This window comes from Amycolatopsis sp. NPDC004079 (assembly GCF_040610415.1).
GTDB classification, from domain to species: domain Bacteria; phylum Actinomycetota; class Actinomycetes; order Mycobacteriales; family Pseudonocardiaceae; genus Amycolatopsis; species Amycolatopsis halotolerans.
In genome coordinates, this window is record NZ_JBEXMH010000015.1 from 142,623 (window position 1) to 161,229 (window position 18,607).

Consider the following 18,607-nt stretch of genomic DNA (forward strand, 5'->3'; position numbering starts at 1 on the left):
TTTTCTCCCTTTTCGATCGCGCTATAACCCAGTCCGGGGGTTCGCGCCCCGAAGTCGCGGAGAACTGCACACGGCACGCGCCCGAAGTCTTAGAGTAAGCAGGGAACCGACCTGGTGAGCGGAGCGTCCGAACTGGTCGGGAAGCGAGTGTCGCGAAGGGGATGACGAACGGTGCCTGTCTACGACCCGGATTCCATGGCCATTGCCGCCAGGAACGTGGAGAAGCTGAAGGACGAGTTCGAGAAGTCCAAGAAGCACCTCACCGGTGTTGACGACGAGCCGGAAAGCCCGTTCGGCACGATGGGTGGCTCCAAGGACGTGCACGGTGCGGTCGGCACGTTCAAACAGGGCGTGCACAGCGAGTTCGACGCGGCCGGGAAGCTGATGGAGGCGACCAGCTTCATTCTCAAGAAGGCGGCGGGGCTGATCCAGGAGACCGATCAGGTCCACAAGACCGACCTGACCGTCCACGAAGACCGCTGAGCAGGCACGAGGGGGCACGAGCATGGCGCTGATCGACTATCCGCCGAACTGGAACGGCATTGTCGAGAAAGCTAAGAAGGTCGACAAGATCAACCCGGGCGTGATCAGCGACGCCGGGAAGCAGTTCACCGACGCCGCGAAGCAGGCGGGCGACCACAGTGCCGCGCTGAACAATTCCACGAAGTCGTTGGCAGGCGGAGTGTGGGAAGGTCCGGCGGCGGACTCCTTCGTCGAGTACGTCACGCAGATCACCAAGGCGGGCGACAAGGTGCAGGGGCATCTTGACGACGTCGGCAAGGACCTGACGCAGCTGTCGTCTGACCTTGGCGGGATCAAAAGCAAGGTCACCGAGGCCTTCAACACCGCCAAGACGAATATCGACAAGCGGATCAAGGAAGAGTCGGACAAAGCGCAGAAGACGCAGGCGGCCGAGGCGGCGTACGCCAACGACAAGTCGGACAAGAAGGGCCCGCCGCCCAGCCCGACCTCGCAGTCGATCATCGACGCCGCGAACAAGGCCAACCAAACGGACGCCACGACTGCCGAGCAGGCCATCGACCCGCTGCTGAAGCAGGCCGACGACATGGTCAAGAAGTCGCAGGATCTGATGAAGACGCAGATCGAGGGCGGCTACTCGAAGGTCCCGCTCCCCAACTCCGACGGCACCGTTCCGCAGAGCACCGGCGGTCTGCACCACGGCGGCGGCGGTGGCGGCGGCCATCACGGCGGTGGCGGCGGCGCCAGCGGTGGCGGGGGCGGTGCGTCCGGTGGCGGCGGCGGTCTCGGCTCGAGCGGCGGTCCGCCCTCTTCGCCTCCGCCCGGCAACGTTCAGCAGTGGATCCAGGAAGCGATCAAGGCACTGCAGGCCGCGGGCGTGAACGTGACCGACGCGGACATCAAGAACATCTGGGCGATCATCCAGCACGAGTCCGGCGGCAACCCGAACGCGATCAACAACTGGGATTGCGTGCCGCTCGACACGATGGTGCTGACTCGGCGGGGCATGCTGAAGCATCGCGACGTCAAGGTCGGGGACGAGACCATCGGGTTCAATCCGGTCACCCGGCGCAGCGAGTGGACCAAGATCACCCGGGTGGTGCACCACGAGAACGCACCGCTTGTGCGACTGGTCAACACTCGCTGGCAGGCCACGACGACGCCGAACCACCGGTGGCTCACTTTCCCGCGGGTCGCCGAGGCAAAACCGGCGGGTCCGCTGGTGTGCCCGGAATGCGGATGGGTGCCGCGGGCTTCGGTTCAACCGGCTAACGGCGTTGCTGTTCACCGCCGCAAGCGCCATGGCGTGCGGTCGGCTCCGGCCCGCTCCGAGTACGCCACTGACGGCAGGTTCGTCACGACCAGCGAGGTCGGCAGCCGGGATCGGTTGCTCCTGTCGGCGGTTGCCGACACGGGGGCTGGGCTTGAGGTGACTGTGCGCGAGGCTGCGATCCTTGGATGGATTGCCGGAGACGGGCATCTCGAGTCTCGCCAGCACCGGCCGACTGCCTCGATCGCTCAGTCGAAGCCAGAGATGGTCGCGAAGATTCGCGAACTTCTGACGGATGTACCGCACGCGGAGTACGTAGACGATCGAGGTGGTTGCGGGCCGCGGCACCAGTTCCGCCTTGACCACGATTACGTTAGCGATCTGCTGCGCCGGGCTGGGAATCCGAAGTCAGAGGCTTTCAGCCAGGTGCTGGCGATGTCGGCTGATCAGCGTGCCGCGTGGCTGGAAGCGGTCACGGACGCGGAGGGGACCCGGCATTTCCGTCCGGGCTACACCCAGCCCAAGGTCACGATCTACCAAGCGCCGGGGGACGTCCTCGACGCGATCACGCTGGCGGTCTACCTGTCCGGTGCCCGGCCTAGGGTCTCCTACGGCGATCGAACAAAGGAGCACCGCACCTGGCAGGTCGAGGGTGCCGTCCGAGCAAACAACCCGGTCGTCACGGGCGCATTCCTCCGGGAAGAGAATGCCGGGAGGGGTGACGTCTGGTGCGTTACGACTGAACTGGGCACCTGGACGGCGAGGGAGGGCGATCATTTGTTCCTCACCGGCAATTCCAACGCCGCGGCCGGGCACCCGTCCAAGGGCCTGATGCAGTGCATCGACTCGACGTTCAACGCGCACAAGCTGCCCGGCCACGACAACATCTACAACCCGGTCGACAACATCATCGCCGGAGTCCGGTACTCGCTCGACCGGTACGGCTCGATGTCCAACGTCCCGGGCATCGCGGCGATGGCGCACGGCGGCGCGTACCGCGGTTACTGACGGCACACCCCGCACGCGGTTCCGCCGGTTAGCCTGGCCGCATGGTCGACATCGGTGCTTTCGGCGGGCCCGCGTTGCGGGCAGGCGTGCCTCCTTTTCACGTGATGGACGTGCTGTCCGCGGCGCAGGCCCGGCAGCGCAGCCACGGCGACCTGATTTCGCTGGCCGCCGGGCAGCCGTCCGTGCCCGCTCCGGCGGCGGTGCTTGAGGCCGCTCAGGAAGCCCTCAAAAAGCACACCCTCGGCTACACCGAGCAGCTCGGCATTCCTGAACTGCGAGAAGCCGTCGCCGGGCATTACCGGCGCACCTACGACATCGACGTGGCCGCGTCCGACGTCGTCATGACCACCGGCTCGTCCGGCGGGTTTCTGCTGTCGTTCCTCAGCGCGTTCGACCCGGGCGCGCGGGTCGCGATGGCCCGTCCGGGCTATCCGGCGTACCGGAATCTGCTGAACGTCCTCGGCTGCGAGGTCGTCGAGTTCGCCACGACCGCCGAGACGAATTTCCAGCCGACCGTCGAGCAGCTCGACCGGCTCGGGCCGATCGACGGGCTCATCGTCGCGAGTCCCAGCAACCCCACCGGGACCGTGTTGCCGCCGGGTGAGCTGGCCGCTATTTCCGGCTGGTGCGCTTCGCACGGCGTGCAGTTGATCAGCGACGAGATCTACCACGGCATCTCGTATGGCAAGCAGCTCGATTGCGCCTGGCAGTACGGCCGGGAAGCGCTGGTGCTCGGGTCGTTCTCAAAGTACTTCGCGATGACCGGCTGGCGGCTCGGCTGGATGCTGGTGCCGCAGCGGCTGCATCGCGCGGTCGATGTCCTGACCGGCAACTTCACCATCTGCCCGCCCGCGGTTTCGCAGTACGCGGCGGTCGCGGCGTTCACGCCGGAGTCGTACGCCGAAGCGGACGCGCACGTCGAGCATTACCGGCGCAACCGCGACCTGCTCTTCGCCGGTCTCCGCGAGATCGGCCTCGACAAACTCGCCCCCGCCGACGGCGCGTTCTACGCCTACGCCGACGTCTCCGACCACACCACCGACAGCCTGAGCTGGTGCCAGCGCCTGCTCGCCGACACCGGCCTCGCGATCACCCCGGGAATCGACTTCGACCCGGTCGACGGCGGCCGCTACGTGCGGTTTTCCTTCGCGGGCGCGACCGAGGACGTGACCGAGGGGCTGCGCCGGCTCGGCGGCTGGCTGGGGTGAAACCGGTCACGGGAACTCGGAGATCTCTGGCCATCGGCCGCTGACCTGCCGGTGCGTCGAGGCAACGTGGTTCCGCCGCGCGGGCTTGAGCGGTCCGGTCAGTCGTGCTGCTCGGGCCAGTCCCATTCGAGCCCGTACCTCCCGGCGCGCAGTCCGAGCATGACGGCGTGCGTGTTGGCCGATTCGCTGATGCGCACGGGTCGTTCGGTCGGGGTCGGATCGCTGAACGGGCGGCGGACCTCCCGGCAGCGGACTGGGACGGCGCCGGGACCGAACTGGGCCTCGATCAGGAATTCCTGGATGGGCAGCCGGAAACTGGCGGTCCAGCTGTTGTCGGACGGCTGTCCCGGCTCGGGGTACAGCTCGATCTCGTACTCGAGGACCACGGTTTCGCCGCGGCGGAGCGCACTGTCGAAGAGCAGTTCGTTGATCATCAGGTGCTTCTCTTCGCTCACCGACTGGCGGCCCAGCCTGCAGTTGTGCGTCGAGGTGAGCGTGGGCCGCCTGCGGGTGCCAGGGGAGAGTTCCAGCAGGTTGAGGTCGTGGCTGATGCCGTCCCGTTCGGCCCGCAGGACGTGCCGGTAGCTGATCCGGTGCACCGCCCGGCCGGAGTCGAGGTGACAGCGCAGGTGCAAGCTGATCCGGCGCAGTCCGCTCTGCGGTGCGATGTCGGCGTCGGTCATCAGCGCCGACAGTCCACTGGAGTCCAGCCACTGCTCGTCGGGTGCCGCGGACTCCTCGGCGGCGACTTGCCTGCCCCTCGGCCGGGGCGGTCCCAGCCTGCCGGACAGCCTGCCCATCGGCAGTTCGAGGACGTTCTCGAGCTGGCGCACCGCTTCTATCGACCGGCGTTGTTCGGGCTGGCGGCTGCCGGACTGCCAGTTGCTCAGCGTCGCCAGGCTGACCCGGCTTCCGCGCTCGGTCAGCCTGGCCCGGATGCGTTCCAGGGTGAGGCCGCTGGCATCGATCGCGCCGCGCAGTGTTTCGGCGAAGGAGAGTTCGCCCGGATCGAGGGAGTCAAGGTTATTCCGCTGATCGAGACTGTGCGGCGCAATCGAATACTCGTGGAGCGTCAATGCGCGTCACCTCCGCTGCGGCCTTCCCTCGTTCGGAACCCTATCGAGTGAAGGGGGCTAGACAAAGGTAACGACAAGCGATCGGGAGGAACGTCGTATTTGTTCCGCCCGACCGCTGGTCGCTATTATGCCCGATTAAGGTGAACTATCTGAAATTGTCGATTCTTACTTGGTGAAGGCGGCGGTGCCCTTCGGGGTGCCCAGCCCGGTCGGGCCGTCCCAGCCGGTGCCCGCGTTGCACCACTGCTTGGTGTCGCAGCTGCCGTTGCTGCCCGAGGTGACGTCGGTCAGCTGGTCGGTGTGCGACCACGGGTACTGGGCGGGCCAGTCCTGCGCACCGGGGGTGCCGGCATCGGCGTAGACGCTCGCGATGATCGGGGACGAAGCGCTGGTGCCGCCGACGACCTGCCAACCGCTCTGCTGGAAGGTGTCATACACCGCGACACCGGTGGCCGGGTCGGCGACCGCGGAGACGTCCGCGATGGCCTTCTTGTCGCAGCCGGTCGCGTCGGTCTGGTAAGCGGGCTTCGCCGCGTAGCTGGAGCAACCCGAGCCCGCGCCCTTCCACGCCGTCTCGGTGTACGAGCCGCCGCTGCTCTTCAGGGTCGTGCCGCCGACGCCGACGGCGTACGGGGAGGACGCCGGCCAGCTCGCGCCGTAACCGCTGTCACCGCTGGACGCGGTGATCGCCACGCCGGGGTGCTTGAAGTGCGCGTCGCCCGCGCTCCCCTCGGACTCGCTGCCGCCCCAGCTGTTGGAGACGAACTTCGCGCCGAGCTTTACCGCGGTGTCCACCGCCTTGCCCAGGTCGTCGGTGGAGGCCTGATTGGCCTCGACCACGAGGATCTTGGCGTTCGGCGCGGTCGCCGCGATCATGTCGACGTCCAGCGCGGTCTCGACGGCCCAGTCCGGGTCGGCGGTCGGCAGCGGGCTCTCCTGGCCGTCTTCATTCACGATCTGCACGTCGCCAGCGGGTAATCCGAACTGCTTGCGGTAGGCGGCCAAATCTGCTTTGAGAGAGGGGTAATCGCCGGACTCGGTGACGGCGATCGTCTGGCCCGCACCGCCGTCGGCCTTCAGCTGATAGGCGGCTTGCAGCTCTGCGGGGCCGTAGCCGGAGGGGGCGGCGCCGGGGGCGCGCCGGGCCTGCTTGATGTCTGTGCGCACCTGCGCGAAGCAGGACATGCGGCCCGCTGCGCGCACCTGCGCACAGGCGCTTTTCACCGTCGGACCACCGGTGGCCGCGGGGGCGGCGGAGAACTGCTGCGCGGTGGCAGTTCCACCGGTTGTGAGGGCGAGCGCGACGGCGAAGGCACCGCCTGCGATCAATTTCTTGCGCATTGATTTTGCTCCCGACTCAGTGGTGAATAATTCACCATTAATAATTGGTCCGGGGTGCCGAATGAACAACGGGCCGATAGTAGGTGCCTTTCAACGGACAGTCGTAAAGCCGTAAAAACCGCATTCCGTGATGTCTCGGCCAGTGCCCGGCCGGTCCGGTGACCGAGGGGGTCAGGTTGCTCCGCGGGCCGCATCGCCGGGTTCGTCGGCTGGGGCGCGTCGCCGCGAGATCGGCCTGCCAGCCAGCCGCTCCGGCGGAGCCCGAGCCGGACCCGCTGGACGAGACGACCAGGAAAGCTGGTTCAGGGGGAACCCGGAGATCCCCCTGAACGTTGGGCTGGCGTAGAGAGTTTTCGTCGCACGGATGGCACGCTGGAGGGCACCGGGCCGACGTGGCGCGGAAACGGCATCGGAGGAGCCATGTTCTGGAAGATCGTCGGAGCGCTCGTCGTGGCCTGGATCGCCTTCATGGTGCTCGGGTCAGTGATCGGCTTCGTGTTCAAGGCCGTGCTGTGGATCGGCATCATCGGCGGGGTGCTGTTCCTGGGCACCGCGGCCTACGGGGCGATCACCGGGAAGAAGCAGTCGAAGCGCATCAGCCGCTGACCGGCGCCGAACCATCCTGAGGCAGACGACGGCTCCCGCACCGGGAAAGGTGCGGGAGCCGTTCGCAGCTCAGGCCAGCGCCGCGCGGGCGGCTTCGGCGCCGTCCCACAGGTGTGCGCGGAGTCCGACCGCGCGGGCGCCGTCGATGTTGATCTGACGGTCGTCGAAGAACAGGCACTCGTCCGGCTTCGCACCCAGTTTGTCCAGCAGCAGCTGGAAAATCTCGGCGTCCGGCTTCGCGACCTTCACGTCGCCGGAGAACAGCGTGTGCTTGAACAGCTTCGCCCACTCCTGCTCGCGCACCCAGACGCCGAACGCCGACGGCGCGTTCGACAGCAACGCGAGCGAGGCGCCCGCGTCGGACAGCGACTGCAGCAGGTCCAGCGATCCCGGCGCGAGCTGGCCCCAGCCAGCGACGTCGAGCGCGGTCAGTTCGGCAGACAGCGCGTCGTCCACCTTCGCGCCCACCTGGTCGCCGATCGACGTCCAGTACTCCAGGTCAGGACAGCCGCGGTCGTACGGGTCGCGCACGCTCCAGTACGCCGGGTCGAACGTCTCGAGCGAGACGCCCATGGCGGCGGCCAGCTTCGGCACCGCGGCGGTGCGGACGCTGAGCACCTCGCCGTAGTCGAACACGATCCAGTTGGTCACCCGAGTCCCCCAGGGTTCAGGCGCCGGCCTTGATCCGGCGCAGTGCTTCGGCGATGTCAGCGGACGACAGGTCCCGGTGCGTCACGAACCGGACCTTGCCCGCCATGGGCAGAGCCTGGATGCCGAGCGAGCCGAGCCAGTTCAGCGCGGTCGGCACGTCCGGCACCCCGGCCAGAACGATATTGGTATCCGGCGTCCGCGCGTCCCAGCCGTGCTCCGAAAGGCCGTCGGCCAGGCGCTTCGCGAACTCGTGCGTCTCGGCCAGCTCGTCGACGCGGTCCAGCGCGACCAGGCAGGCCGCGGCGAGCACGCCACCCTGACGTACGCCGCCGCCGAGCATCTGCCGCATCCGGCGGGCCTGCTCGACGAACTCGACGCTGCCCGCGACGACTGAGCCGACCGGCGCGCCGAGGCCCTTGCTGAAACACGCCGACACCGAGTCCACGCCCACGGTCAGCGCGGCGGGCGGCACCTGCAGCGCGACGGCCGCGTGCCAAATCCGCGCGCCGTCGAGGTGCACGGTGAGCCCGGCCTGCTTCGCGACGGACAGCAGCTGCGCGTGCTCGTCGGGCGGAGTGACCGCGCCGCCGGCCGCGTTGTGGGTGTTCTCCAGGCACAGCAGCGTGGTGCGGAGCGCGAAGTACGGGCCGGGGTTGCCGATCGCGGCTTCGAGCGTCTCCGGCAGGCACCGGCCGGGGCCCGCGTCGTGTTCGAGGATGTCCGGCATGCCGCCGGCGAGCCAGGCGGCCGAGCCGAGTTCGTTGGTGAGCACGTGCGCGCCGCGGGTGGCGAGGAACCGGTCGCCGCGCCGCAGGTGGACGCTCAGCGCGATCAGGTTCGCCATCGTCCCGCTCGGCGTCCACAGCGCCGCGGGCATGCCGAGCGTCCGCGCGGCCCGGCGCTCCAGTTCGGCGATGGTCGGGTCGGTGCCGATGACGTTGTCGTCGACCTCGGCCTCGGCCATGGCCGCGCGCATGATCGCGTCCGGGCGGGTGACGGTGTCGGAACGGAAGTCGATCAGCTGCCCAGTCATGGTCACAGTCCGATCACATCACACAGGTGGGGGCGGCATCAATGCGGCGGGGGGTGGAACGTCTCCGGCCGGACGTGCAACCGTGGACGCCCCCGGATCCGTCCCTTCACCGGACATGGCCAGAGCGGAGCTGCAAAGCGCGTGGACCAGCGCGACGAACAGGAGTTCGCGGAGTACTTCGCCGCGAGGAGGGACGCCGTGCGCCGGACGGCCTACTTGATGTGCGGGGATTGGCACAAAGCCGACGACCTCGCGCAGACGGCGTTCGTCGCGTTGCACCGGAGGTGGAAGAAGATCAGAGACCGCGCGGCGACCGACGCGTACGTGCGCAAGACGCTCGTGCGCGCGGTCATCGACGAGTCCCGGCGGCCGTGGCGGCGGGAGCGGCAGACCGAAGTGCTGCCGGAACCCGTGGACGACGGCCCTGGCCTCGCCGAACGCGTCGCGACGCGCGAGGACCTGCTCGCCGCGCTGAAGGAAGTGCCGCCGAAGCAGCGGGCCGTGCTGGTGCTGCGGTTCTTCGACGGACTCGACGTCGGAGCCGCGGCGACCGCGCTGGGCTGCAGCGAAGGCAACGTCAAGAGCCAAACGGCGCGCGGGCTGGCGAACCTGCGTCAGGTGCTGGAACGGGAGGTGGAGACCAATGGATGAGCGGGAAGCCGAGACGTTGTTCTCCGCCGCTTCCGGCGAGGTGCCGCCCCCGACGTTCTCGGTGGACGACGTGGTGCGCCGCTCGAAGCGCGAGACGGTGCGCCGCCGCAACCGGATCACCGCGGGCGCGGCGGCCGTGGCGGTGGTCGCCGGGTTCGGCGCGTGGGGAATTGTCGGAATTTCGAGCGAGAAGTCTGATTCGATGGCGAATTCCGCGGCCGCGCCGGTGCAACCCGGCGGGTCGGCGGCGCGTCCTTTCAGCAATGGGGATGACTTCCCGGGTCAGCCGTCTCGGCAGGGAGCCGGCGAAACCGGGAGGACCGGCCCTCGGGTCGAAGGCACCTCCGGGTGCGGACGGGTGGACTGGGAGCTCGCCACTGCCCTCGCTGGCGAGCTCCCAGGCCACTTGACCGCCGCGCAGGCTTCCCCAGGCAGCGTCTGTACGACGTCGTCGCGCGGCGCGGGGTTCCCGCTTCCGGACGGGACGATCGGCGCGGCGGTGTTCGCCCGCGGTGCCGCGGTGAACGTGCCCACGCAACCGGCCGGAGCCGTCACCGTGCGTCAGCAAACCGGCAGCGGAGGGACTCTCGTGCTGGTCAGCGTGCCGGGGACGTCCGGGCACCCGGCACCGTACGCAACCGATCTGGCGCGCTTCGCCGCTTCGCTGGCCACCCGGTTCTGATCGGCGGCCTCCGGGGCGGCTGGCAGAATGACCGGACATGACGGCAGCAGCCACCACCCCCAAGGGCGAGCGACGACGGGCAGCGCTCGTCGAAGCCGCCGCTGAGCTGCTGGCCGAGGGCGGCTTCGACGCGGTCCGGCACCGGGCCGTCGCCGAGCGGGCCGGCCTGCCGCTGGCGTCCACGACGTACTACTTCGACTCGCTGGAAGAGCTCGTCACCGCCGCGGTGGAACACCACGGGCAGACCGAACTGGCCAACGGGCGACGGCAGCTCGACGACCTGACGACCCGGAACCGGGGCGTGCAGGCGACCGTGGAACTCGTGCTGGACATGCTGCTCGGCCCGCAGAGCGGCGACCCGGAAGCCGACGCCGAGGCGGTCCTGCTGCGCTACGAACGCCTGGTCGCCACGGGCCGGCGGCCGTACCTGCGGCCGTTGATGCGGACGTTGTCCCAGCAGCTCAACGAACTGCTGACGGAGATCTTCGCCCGCTCCGGGACTCCGGTGGCCAAGGACGAGCTGGACCGGCTGGTCGCGCTGGTGGACGGGGCCGTGGTCAACGCGCTGATCGCGGTCGACCCGGCCCCGCGCGCCGCGGCCGGGCGGATGCTGCGGACCGCGCTCGCGGAGTCCGCTGGCGTCCATTGAGGACAGTCAGTCCGGGTATGCCGCGGTGGCGCGGATTTCGATCAGCAGCCCCGGGCTGGCGAGCCCGCTGACGCCGATCATCGACCACGCCGGGTAAGGCTCGGCGGTCACGAGGCGCTGCTTGGCTTCCAGGAAACCGGGCAGGTGCTGGTGGATGTCGACGTGATAGCTCGTGATGTCGACCAGTGCGGAGAGGCCGAGGCCTTCCAGACGAAGGATTTCCTCGATCCGGCGGAGCGCGATCTCGGTCTGTTCCTCGATGGTTTCCGCGATCGCCCCGTCCGGGCGGCGGCCGATCGTCCCCGCGATGAACAGGAGATTTCCCGCGCGGACCGCGGCCGAGTAGCCGAAGCGGGAGAAGGCGGACGCCCCGGACGGTCCGAAAACCTCGGAGTCCTCGGGGATTGTGACGGAGTGCATGGGGATTCCTTTCTCAGTTGCCCCAGCGGGAGGTGCGGGCAGCACGCTCCAGCCGGGTTTCGCCGTCGGCCGCACGCTCGCGCAAGAAATCAGCGGGAGTGGACGGCACGGGCGCGTTCTTCGGGTTTTTCGCCGCCTGCGCGACGATCGCGTCGGTGAGCGAGCGGACCATCTCCAGCCGGGGGTAAGCGGCGTGGATCGTCGCGGCCTGCTCGTCGGTGACGGCTTCGACGTATTCGGAGCCGATCGGGCCGCCGAAGTCGACGGCGACCCCGGCGTGGACGAGCACGCACAGCTGGCCCCGGTGCTCCACGATGCCCGGGGAGGTGTGCAGCGCGATGGCCTGCCAGACCTCGTCGGCGTCCGCGACCGGAATCCCTTGTTCGACAAGGAATCCGGCCGCGCGTTCAGCGCCTTCGACCTCGAAGCGTTCCACGTGCGGGCCGTCCGGTGCCACGCCGATGTCGTGCATCACGCACGCGGCGAAGAGCAGGTCGTCGTCGTAGCCGGACAGGGCGAGCCGGTCGGCGACCAGCCGGGCGAACAGGTAGGTGCGGACGCTGTGGTTGAAGACCGACAGCGATTCCAGCGGTCGGACGACCTCGATGACGGCGTCCGCCAGCGGAGTCGGCGGCAGGGTGGCAACCGCGTCCGGTAGGAGTTCGGTCATGCCTTCAACCCTGGCCGCAACGCCCTGACCTGGCGAGTGGCAAGTGTGCCGTACTTCGATAGAATCTTGCCATGACGGTGCATCGAGTCGCGGTGCTGGCGCTCGACGGGGTTCTCCCGCTCGACCTGGCGATCCCGGCGCAGGTGTTTCACGCCCGGCCGCAAACGCATTACGAGATGACGTTGTGCGCGCTCGGTCCGAAGGTCGCCACCAGCGCCGGATTCGACCTGGCGGCCGAAGGCGGCATCGAGGAGCTGCGCGCGGCGGACACAGTGATCGTGCCGGGCTACGACCCGATCCGGGAGACTCCGGAAGCGGCCGTCGAGCTGCTGGCCGAGGCGCGCGACCGGGGACGGCGAGTGGTGTCTATCTGCACCGGCGCGTTCGCGCTGGCCGCGGCCGGAATTCTCGACGGCCTGCGCGCCACGACGCATTGGGAATATATCGACGAATTCGAGCGGGGGTACCCGTCGGTCCAGGTCGATCGGGATGTCCTCTACGTCGATGAAGGCGACGTGCTCACCTCGGCTGGCGTCTGCTGCGGCATCGACCTGTGCCTGCACATCGTGCGCCGCGACCTGGGTGCCGCGGTCGCGAACCGGATCGCACGCGGACTGGTCGCCGCTCCGCATAGGGAAGGCAGCCAGGCGCAGTACGTCCCCGCTCCGCTCGCGGACGCTGGCGACGCTTCGCTGTCCGCCACGCGGGAATGGGCGTTGCAGCGACTGGACGAATCGCTCAGCATCCGCCTGCTTGCCCGGCACGCGGAGATGTCGCAGCGGACTTTCCTGCGCCGCTTCGCCGAGGAAACCGGGACGACGCCGTTGCAGTGGCTGCTCAACGCGCGGCTCGGCAAGGCGCGGGAACTGCTGGAGTCCACGGATCATTCAGTGGACCGGGTGGCGCGCGACTGCGGTCTCGGCACCCCGGCCAACCTGCGGCTGCACTTTCGGCGGGTACTCGGGACCACGCCGACGGCTTACCGGCGGGCTTTCACTTCCTGACCCGTCCGCTTCGCGTCGGCGGCCGATTTCACCAGCAGCTCCAGCATCGCGGTCTCCGCGCCGACCGGGTCGTGCGCGGCGATAGCGTCCAGCACCCGGCGGTGACTCGGCACCGGGTCGTCGGTGGGACCGGCGCTGTGGACGAGTTTGTCCCGTTCCGCCAGGCCGATCGCGATGACGCGTTCGATCTGGAGCAGGAAGTTGTTGTGCGCGGCGGTCAGCAGACCGCGGTGGAATGCCAGATCGGCCTCGACACTCGCCTCCAGATCCGGTGCCGCCACCATCGCGTCGAGCGCGGACGTCAGCGCAGCAAGGTCTTCGGCAGTCGCGCGTTCCGCGGCCATTCGTGCCGCGGCGGGCTCGACCACGGCGCGTACTTCGGCCAATTCGTCCAGCAAGCCAGCGTTTCCGCGTGCCGTGGTTTGCCAGCGCATGACGTCGGCGTCGAGAAGCTGCCAGCTCTCGCGCGGTTGCACGAATGTGCCGTGCTTCTGTCGTGCGCCGATCATTCCCTTTGCTGCCAACACTTTCAACGCTTCGCGCAGCGCGGTGAGGCTGATGTCCAGCTCCTCACGCAGTGCGGGAAGGTCCAGCACCATGCCCTCGCGCCATTCTCCGGACAGAATGCGTGCGGCGAGCGTTTCCACGGTCTGTCCGTGCAGGCCGCGAGGGCGATGGTCGGTCACCGGAGCGGGAGCACGCACGTCGGGGAGCCGGTCGGATACTTGCGGACCTCCGCGTTTCCCAAGTCCTTCAACGGAAAGACGGAAATGACGTCGTCTCGGAACGCGGCGGTGTAGCACGTTCCGTCCGCCACCGCGAAGTTCCACGGGTACGCGCCGCACGGCTGATCGGCGGTCGCGCGCAGCGGATCTCCGGCGAAAGACGTGATGCATTCCGGGCCGCGGTTCGACAGGTAGATCCCGGAATCGAGCACTTCCAGGTGTGCCACCAGGGATTCGCCGCCGGCCGCGGTCGCCGGAGTCGCCGCGACGAACTCGAACGCTCCCGGAGAAGTCTCCCGCATCGTGATCAGCTCGCCGGACAATTCTCCTGCCACGTAAGCGATTCCGTCCTGGCCGCGCACGAGCTGCCGCGGACCCGTTCCCGACGGCAGCGACGAAACGGCCAGCGGAGTCAGCTTTCCTTCCGGGGACAGTGTGTAGCTGCGAATCTCGTCGGTGCCGAGGTCGACGGCGCTCACCACGGAACTGTCCGCCGACGACACCGCCATGTGGACGTGCGGGCCTTCCTGCCGGTCGGCGCGCGGCCCGCTGCCGGTGTGCTGCACCAGGTCGGTGCGGCCGTCGATCCGGCCGTCCGCGCGCAGGGCGAACACGGCCAGGCTGCCGCCGCCGTAGTTGGCGCACAACAGGAATCGGCCGTTCGGCGTCACCGCGAGGTGGCACGGGCTGGCTCCACCGGATTCGACCACGTCGAGCGCGACCAGGCCGTCGGCGACCGAAACGGAGGTGACCTCGCCGTAGCTCGTCTCGTTGACCGCGTACACCATCGGCAGCGCGGGATGCTGGGCCAGCCAGGTCGGCGACACCATCGGCAACGTCGATTCCGCCGTCAGCTCGCCGCCGGAGCGTCGGAAAACCGCGATTCCCGTGCCGTTTCCGCCGGTTTCGGCGGTACGGCAGCCGACGAGTACGACGTCGCTCACGAGCTCTCCCTCACCAACGCGGCCACTCTGGCCCGGATGTCCTCAGTCGAACCACGGGTCAGCGCCGACCCGATCCCGCAGGCGACCGCGCCCGCGTCGAGCCAGCGTGGCACGTCCTCGGGAGCGATTCCACCCGTCGGCACCAGCGGGGCCTGCGGAAGCGCCGCGCGTACGTCCTTAATCCATTGCGGACCGAGCGCGGAAGCCGGGAAAACCTTTACGGCGTCAGCACCTTCCTCCATCGCGCGCACGATTTCGGTGACCGAACCGGTGCCCGGCAGCGCCGCGACGCCGTACCGATGAGCGGTACGCAACACCTCGGTGTGCAGCGACGGCGACACGAGAAACTGGGCCCCTGCCCGGATCGCGGCCGTCGCGGACGATTCGTCGAGCACTGTGCCCGCTCCGATCGTGGCGTCCGGATACGCGGCAGTCAGCTCCTCGATCGCGACGAGCGCACCCGCGTTCGTGAGCGGGACTTCGACCGACTTCAGCCCGGCGTCGAGCACTGCCCGCGCGGCGGCGACGGCCGAGGCGGCGTCCGCTGTCCGCACGATCCCGACGACGCCCTGGCGAACCGCTTCGCGCGTGATCTCCCACCGGTATCCCATGGCAGCCAGCCTAGCAGGCAAATTATAAATTACTAATTATTCTTGACGGGGTCGCGGGCGTCCCGGCATGCTTGCCAACCATGCGCACTGCCGTGGTGACCGGTGCGGCGTCCGGGATCGGAGCCGCGACCGCCCGCCGTCTCGAGGCCGACGGCTATCGGGTGATCGGCGTCGACCTCGCCCCGGTGCCCGGCGGCGTGCAAGGCGACGTGACCGAAGACGAGACGTGGCAACGTGTTCTCGATCTTGCGGGCGAAGTCGACGCCGTGGTCAGCAACGCGTACCTGCCGACTTTGGGCCCACTGCACGAAACCGATCGCGCGCAATGGCAACGACAGCTGGACGTGAACCTCACCGCGTCGTACCTGGCCGTCCGTACCTGCCTGCCTTCGCTGCGCTCTCGGCGCGGCTCCGTGGTGCTGGTTTCCTCCGTACACGCGCGATTCGGCTTGCCCGGCCACCCGGCTTACGCGGCCAGTAAAGGCGCTTTGGTTTCTCTGGCCCGGCAATTGGCCGTGGAGTACGCGCCGGAGGTCCGGGTGAATTCGGTGCTTCCCGGTCCGGTCGAAACCGAGGCGTGGGGCCGGATCAGCGCGGAAGACCGCGCACGCAGCATCCGCGCGACGCCCGCCGGACGGCTCGGCGATCCGGCCGAGATCGCCGCGGTGATCGCGTTCCTGCTCTCGCCCGCGGCGTCGTTCGTCACGGGTGCCGAGCTGACCGTCGATGGCGGCTGGTCGGCCGCGAAAGATTCTGCTTAGGAGACAAGGTGCAGATCACCGGGATCGAAACGTTCCTCGTCGCGCCGCGCTGGTTGTTCCTCAAGGTCAGCACCGACGAGGGCATCGCGGGCTGGGGCGAACCGGTCGTGGAAGGCCGCGCCGGGACCGTCCGCGCCGCCGTGCACGAGCTGGCCGAGCTGGTCATCGGGAAGGACCCGCTGCGCATCGAGGACCACTGGCAGGTCCTGCGCCGCGGCGGTTTCTATCGCGGCGGACCGGTGCTCTCCAGCGCGCTCGCCGGGTTCGACCAGGCGCTGTGGGACATCGCGGGCAAGGCGCGGAACGCTCCGGTGCACGAGCTGCTCGGCGGCCCGGTGCGCGATCGCGTGCGGGTGTATTCGTGGGTCGGCGGAGACCGTCCGTCAGGGATCTTCGACGCGGTGTCCGCGCAGGTCGAGCGTGGTTTTACCGCGGTGAAGATGAACGTCGCCGGTCCTCTCGGGCCGATCGCCACGCCCGCCGAGGCTCAGGCGGCACTGGCCCGCGCCAGGGAGGCCAGGGAAGCGCTCGGCCCCGACCGGGACCTGGCGATCGACTTCCACGGCCGCGTCTCGCCCGCGATGGCGCGACGGCTGGTGAAGATGCTCGAAGAAGTACAGCCGATGTTCGTCGAGGAGCCGGTGCTGCCGGAACTGTCCGCCGACGTGGTGAAATCGGTGGTCGAATCCTCGACCGTCCCGATCGCGCTCGGGGAACGGCTGTTCTCGCGCTGGGAATTCAAACCAGTGCTGGACGCGGGCGTCGCCGTGGTGCAGCCGGACCCGTCGCACGCGGGCGGCATCTCGGAACTGCGCCGGATCGCCGCGCTGGCCGAGGTGTACGGCGCGAACCTCGCCCCGCACTGCCCGCTGGGCCCGATCTCGCTGGCCGCCGCGCTGCAGGTGGCGTTCGCTACGCCGAACTTCCTGATCCAGGAACAAAGCCTGGGCATGCACTACCACGACGGCCGCGAGCCGGTCGCGTATCTCGCCGACGACGCGCTGTTCCGCTTCGTCGACGGGTATGCCGCGCGGCCGACCGCGCCTGGCCTGGGCATCGAGGTGGACGAGGAGGCCGTGCGTCGCGCTGATGAAACCGGCCATGCCTGGCGGTCCCCGGTGTGGCGGCTTCCCGACGGCAGCCTCACGGAGTGGTGACCGCCCCGCTGACCTGCGCAGGTATCGTGGCCCCGTGACGCTCAAGCCCAGCATTCCGAACGTGCTCGCCGCCCGCTACGCCTCGCCTGAGCTGGTGGCGCTCTGGTCGCCCGAACGCAAGGTCGTGCTCGAGCGGCGGCTGTGGCTCGCCGTGCTGCGGGCACAGGCCGAGCTGGGCGTCGAGGTGCCCGAAGGCGTGGTCGACGACTACGAGCGCGTGGTCGAGCAGGTCGACCTCGAATCGATCGCCGCGCGCGAACGCGTCACCCGGCACGACGTGAAGGCCCGGATCGAGGAGTTCAACGCCCTCGCCGGGCACGAGCACGTGCACAAGGGCATGACCTCGCGCGACCTCACCGAGAACGTCGAGCAGCTGCAGCAGCTGCGCTCGCTGGAACTGGTCCGCGCCCGCGTCGCGGCGGTGCTGTCGCGGCTGGCCGTGCTGGCCGTCGAGCACTCCGACCTGGTGATGGCCGGCCGCTCGCACAACGTCGCCGCGCAGGCGACCACGCTCGGCAAGCGCTTCGCGACCGCCGCCGACGAGCTGCTCGTGGCGTTCTCCCGACTGGACAACCTGATCGAGCGCTACCCGCTGCGCGGCATCAAGGGTCCGGTCGGCACCGCGCAGGACATGCTCGACCTGCTCGGCGACGAGTCCACTTTGGACCAGCTGGAATCGCGGATCGCCGAGTTCCTCGGCTTCGGCAACCGGTTCGTCAGCGTCGGCCAGGTGTACCCGCGTTCGCTCGACTTCGACGTGCTGTCCACTGTGGTCCAGCTCGCCGCCGCGCCGTCCAGCCTCGCCAAGACGATCCGGCTGATGGCCGGGCACGAGCTGGTCACCGAGGGCTTCAAGCCGGGCCAGGTCGGGTCGTCGGCCATGCCGCACAAGATGAACACCCGATCCTGCGAGCGCGTCAACGGTCTCGCGGTCGTGCTGCGCGGTTACCTGTCGATGATCGGCGAACTGGCCGGCGACCAGTGGAACGAGGGCGACGTCTCGGATTCCGTGGTGCGTCGCGTAGCGCTGCCGGACGCGTTCTTCGCCCTCGACGGCCTGCTCGAAACCTTCCTCACCGTGCTCGGCGAATTCGGCGCGTTCCCGGCCGTGGTCGAGCGTGAGCTTGATCGCTATCTCCCGTTCCTCGCGACCACGAAGGTGCTCATGGCGTCGGTGCGCCGGGGCGTCGGGCGTGAGACGGCTCACGAGGCCATCAAGGAGAACGCCGTCGGGGTCGCCCTCGCGATGCGCGAACGCGGCGCGGAGAACGACCTCCTCGACCGGCTCGCGGCCGACGAACGCCTCCCGCTCGACCGCGCTGACCTGGACGAACTCCTCGCCGACCGGATCTCGTTCACCGGCGTCGCCCCGCGCCAGGTCGAAGAAGTCGCCGCGCGCGTCGAGGACGTGCTGAAGCGATTCCCGGACGCCGCGGCGTACGCGCCGCAGCCGATTCTGTGAGTGCGCGCACGCCGTCCACGTGCTGAGACGGCATTACTCGATCGGGCGAAGCTTTTAGTCTTCGTGCCGAACCCGGAAGCGGGGGGGGGGGCCGCCCCCCCCCCCCACCCCGCTCCAGAAGAAGCGAACCCCGAAAAATATAAAAACGCAAAATAAAAAAAAAAACCAAGCCCCCCCACCGCATCACCCGCCACCACC

19 protein-coding genes and 2 pseudogenes are annotated in these 18,607 nt (G+C 68.8%); 12 read left to right on the forward strand and 9 right to left on the reverse strand.

The features are described from left to right. Positions 1 to 171: 171 nt before the first annotated feature. The 4 genes and pseudogenes from ABZX37_RS18365 to ABZX37_RS18380 all read left to right on the forward strand — a co-directional run bounded on the left by ABZX37_RS18365 (position 172) and on the right by ABZX37_RS18380 (position 3,966). Positions 172 to 483 carry a hypothetical protein gene (locus tag ABZX37_RS18365; RefSeq protein WP_067577414.1) on the forward strand — a complete coding sequence of 104 codons (312 nt, stop codon included), beginning with the start codon at positions 172 to 174 and terminating at the stop codon, positions 481 to 483. Between the two features lie 22 nt (positions 484 to 505). After that, positions 506 to 790, forward strand: a pseudogene (locus tag ABZX37_RS18370) (WXG100 family type VII secretion target); the annotation flags it as partial. A 1,752-nt stretch (positions 791 to 2,542) separates the two neighbouring features. Beyond that, a pseudogene (locus ABZX37_RS18375) lies at positions 2,543 to 2,758 on the forward strand (transglycosylase SLT domain-containing protein); the annotation flags it as partial. 41 nt (positions 2,759 to 2,799) lie between these two features. Next, on the forward strand, positions 2,800 to 3,966 hold the full coding sequence (locus tag ABZX37_RS18380; RefSeq protein WP_354740866.1) for a pyridoxal phosphate-dependent aminotransferase: 1,167 nt from the start codon (positions 2,800 to 2,802) through the stop codon (positions 3,964 to 3,966). Positions 3,967 to 4,064: 98 nt separating this feature from the next. Here the strand turns inward: ABZX37_RS18380 and ABZX37_RS18385 are convergent, their stop codons facing one another. Next, positions 4,065 to 5,042, reverse strand: coding sequence for a hypothetical protein (locus tag ABZX37_RS18385; RefSeq protein WP_354740868.1), 978 nt, complete (start codon positions 5,040 to 5,042; stop codon positions 4,065 to 4,067). 165 nt (positions 5,043 to 5,207) lie between these two features. Further along, positions 5,208 to 6,383 carry a S53 family peptidase gene (locus tag ABZX37_RS18390; protein WP_354740870.1) on the reverse strand — a complete coding sequence of 392 codons (1,176 nt, stop codon included), beginning with the start codon at positions 6,381 to 6,383 and terminating at the stop codon, positions 5,208 to 5,210. 420 nt (positions 6,384 to 6,803) lie between these two features. On the opposite strand from ABZX37_RS18390, the gene ABZX37_RS18395 reads away from it, so the two are divergent. Then, the gene (locus ABZX37_RS18395; RefSeq protein ID WP_344266394.1) at positions 6,804 to 6,989 is read left to right on the forward strand and encodes a hypothetical protein; all 186 of its coding nucleotides are present in this window, start codon (positions 6,804 to 6,806) and stop codon (positions 6,987 to 6,989) included. Between the two features lie 69 nt (positions 6,990 to 7,058). Here ABZX37_RS18395 and ABZX37_RS18400 read toward each other — a convergent pair whose 3' ends face one another. Both ABZX37_RS18400 and ABZX37_RS18405 read right to left on the reverse strand, forming a co-directional pair. Further along, positions 7,059 to 7,640, reverse strand: a complete 582-nt coding sequence (locus ABZX37_RS18400) for an HAD family phosphatase (protein ID WP_354740872.1) — start codon at positions 7,638 to 7,640, stop codon at positions 7,059 to 7,061. A gap of 16 nt (positions 7,641 to 7,656) precedes the next feature. After that, positions 7,657 to 8,673 (reverse strand): GntG family PLP-dependent aldolase, encoded by a 1,017-nt coding sequence (locus ABZX37_RS18405; protein ID WP_354740874.1) that lies wholly within the window; start codon positions 8,671 to 8,673, stop codon positions 7,657 to 7,659. Positions 8,674 to 8,814: 141 nt separating this feature from the next. On the opposite strand from ABZX37_RS18405, the gene ABZX37_RS18410 reads away from it, so the two are divergent. Genes ABZX37_RS18410 through ABZX37_RS18420 form a run of 3 tightly spaced genes read left to right on the forward strand, consistent with a single transcriptional unit; the run spans position 8,815 to position 10,655 of the window. Further along, entirely contained in the window at positions 8,815 to 9,324 is a 510-nt protein-coding gene (locus ABZX37_RS18410; protein ID WP_354740876.1) for a SigE family RNA polymerase sigma factor, read from the forward strand. Next, on the forward strand, positions 9,317 to 10,006 hold the full coding sequence (locus ABZX37_RS18415; RefSeq protein ID WP_354740878.1) for a hypothetical protein: 690 nt from the start codon (positions 9,317 to 9,319) through the stop codon (positions 10,004 to 10,006). The genes ABZX37_RS18410 and ABZX37_RS18415 overlap by 8 nt, the downstream gene beginning before the upstream one ends. Positions 10,007 to 10,043: 37 nt before the next feature. Next, on the forward strand, positions 10,044 to 10,655 hold the full coding sequence (locus ABZX37_RS18420; protein WP_344266380.1) for a TetR family transcriptional regulator: 612 nt from the start codon (positions 10,044 to 10,046) through the stop codon (positions 10,653 to 10,655). 6 nt (positions 10,656 to 10,661) lie between these two features. On the opposite strand, the gene ABZX37_RS18425 is transcribed toward ABZX37_RS18420, so the two are convergent. Both ABZX37_RS18425 and ABZX37_RS18430 read right to left on the reverse strand, forming a co-directional pair. Then, positions 10,662 to 11,075 (reverse strand): RidA family protein, encoded by a 414-nt coding sequence (locus ABZX37_RS18425; RefSeq protein WP_354740879.1) that lies wholly within the window; start codon positions 11,073 to 11,075, stop codon positions 10,662 to 10,664. 13 nt (positions 11,076 to 11,088) lie between these two features. Next, positions 11,089 to 11,745, reverse strand: coding sequence for an HD domain-containing protein (locus ABZX37_RS18430; protein WP_354740881.1), 657 nt, complete (start codon positions 11,743 to 11,745; stop codon positions 11,089 to 11,091). 71 nt (positions 11,746 to 11,816) lie between these two features. Here ABZX37_RS18430 and ABZX37_RS18435 point away from each other — a divergent pair, with 71 nt between their 5' ends. Next, positions 11,817 to 12,749: a helix-turn-helix domain-containing protein gene (locus ABZX37_RS18435; protein ID WP_354740883.1), complete on the forward strand. Its 933-nt coding sequence runs from the start codon at positions 11,817 to 11,819 to the stop codon at positions 12,747 to 12,749. Here the strand turns inward: ABZX37_RS18435 and ABZX37_RS18440 are convergent. Genes ABZX37_RS18440 through ABZX37_RS18450 form a run of 3 tightly spaced genes read right to left on the reverse strand, consistent with a single transcriptional unit; the run spans position 12,725 to position 15,029 of the window. Then, positions 12,725 to 13,435 (reverse strand): FCD domain-containing protein, encoded by a 711-nt coding sequence (locus ABZX37_RS18440; protein ID WP_354740906.1) that lies wholly within the window; start codon positions 13,433 to 13,435, stop codon positions 12,725 to 12,727. The genes ABZX37_RS18435 and ABZX37_RS18440 overlap by 25 nt on opposite strands. Beyond that, entirely contained in the window at positions 13,432 to 14,418 is a 987-nt protein-coding gene (locus ABZX37_RS18445) for a beta-propeller fold lactonase family protein (protein ID WP_354740885.1), read from the reverse strand. The genes ABZX37_RS18440 and ABZX37_RS18445 overlap by 4 nt, the downstream gene beginning before the upstream one ends. Next, positions 14,415 to 15,029 carry a bifunctional 4-hydroxy-2-oxoglutarate aldolase/2-dehydro-3-deoxy-phosphogluconate aldolase gene (locus ABZX37_RS18450; RefSeq protein WP_354740887.1) on the reverse strand — a complete coding sequence of 205 codons (615 nt, stop codon included), beginning with the start codon at positions 15,027 to 15,029 and terminating at the stop codon, positions 14,415 to 14,417. The genes ABZX37_RS18445 and ABZX37_RS18450 overlap by 4 nt, the downstream gene beginning before the upstream one ends. A gap of 80 nt (positions 15,030 to 15,109) precedes the next feature. On the opposite strand from ABZX37_RS18450, the gene ABZX37_RS18455 reads away from it, so the two are divergent. Genes ABZX37_RS18455 through purB form a run of 3 tightly spaced genes read left to right on the forward strand, consistent with a single transcriptional unit; the run spans position 15,110 to position 18,409 of the window. Next, a complete protein-coding gene (locus ABZX37_RS18455; protein ID WP_354740889.1) occupies positions 15,110 to 15,790 on the forward strand; it encodes an SDR family oxidoreductase in 681 nt (226 codons plus the stop codon). 8 nt (positions 15,791 to 15,798) lie between these two features. Continuing rightward, the gene (gene dgoD / locus ABZX37_RS18460) at positions 15,799 to 16,947 is read left to right on the forward strand and encodes a galactonate dehydratase (protein WP_354740891.1); all 1,149 of its coding nucleotides are present in this window, start codon (positions 15,799 to 15,801) and stop codon (positions 16,945 to 16,947) included. A 34-nt stretch (positions 16,948 to 16,981) separates the two neighbouring features. Then, positions 16,982 to 18,409 carry an adenylosuccinate lyase gene (gene purB, locus ABZX37_RS18465; RefSeq protein WP_354740893.1) on the forward strand — a complete coding sequence of 476 codons (1,428 nt, stop codon included), beginning with the start codon at positions 16,982 to 16,984 and terminating at the stop codon, positions 18,407 to 18,409. Positions 18,410 to 18,607: the final 198 nt, after the last annotated feature.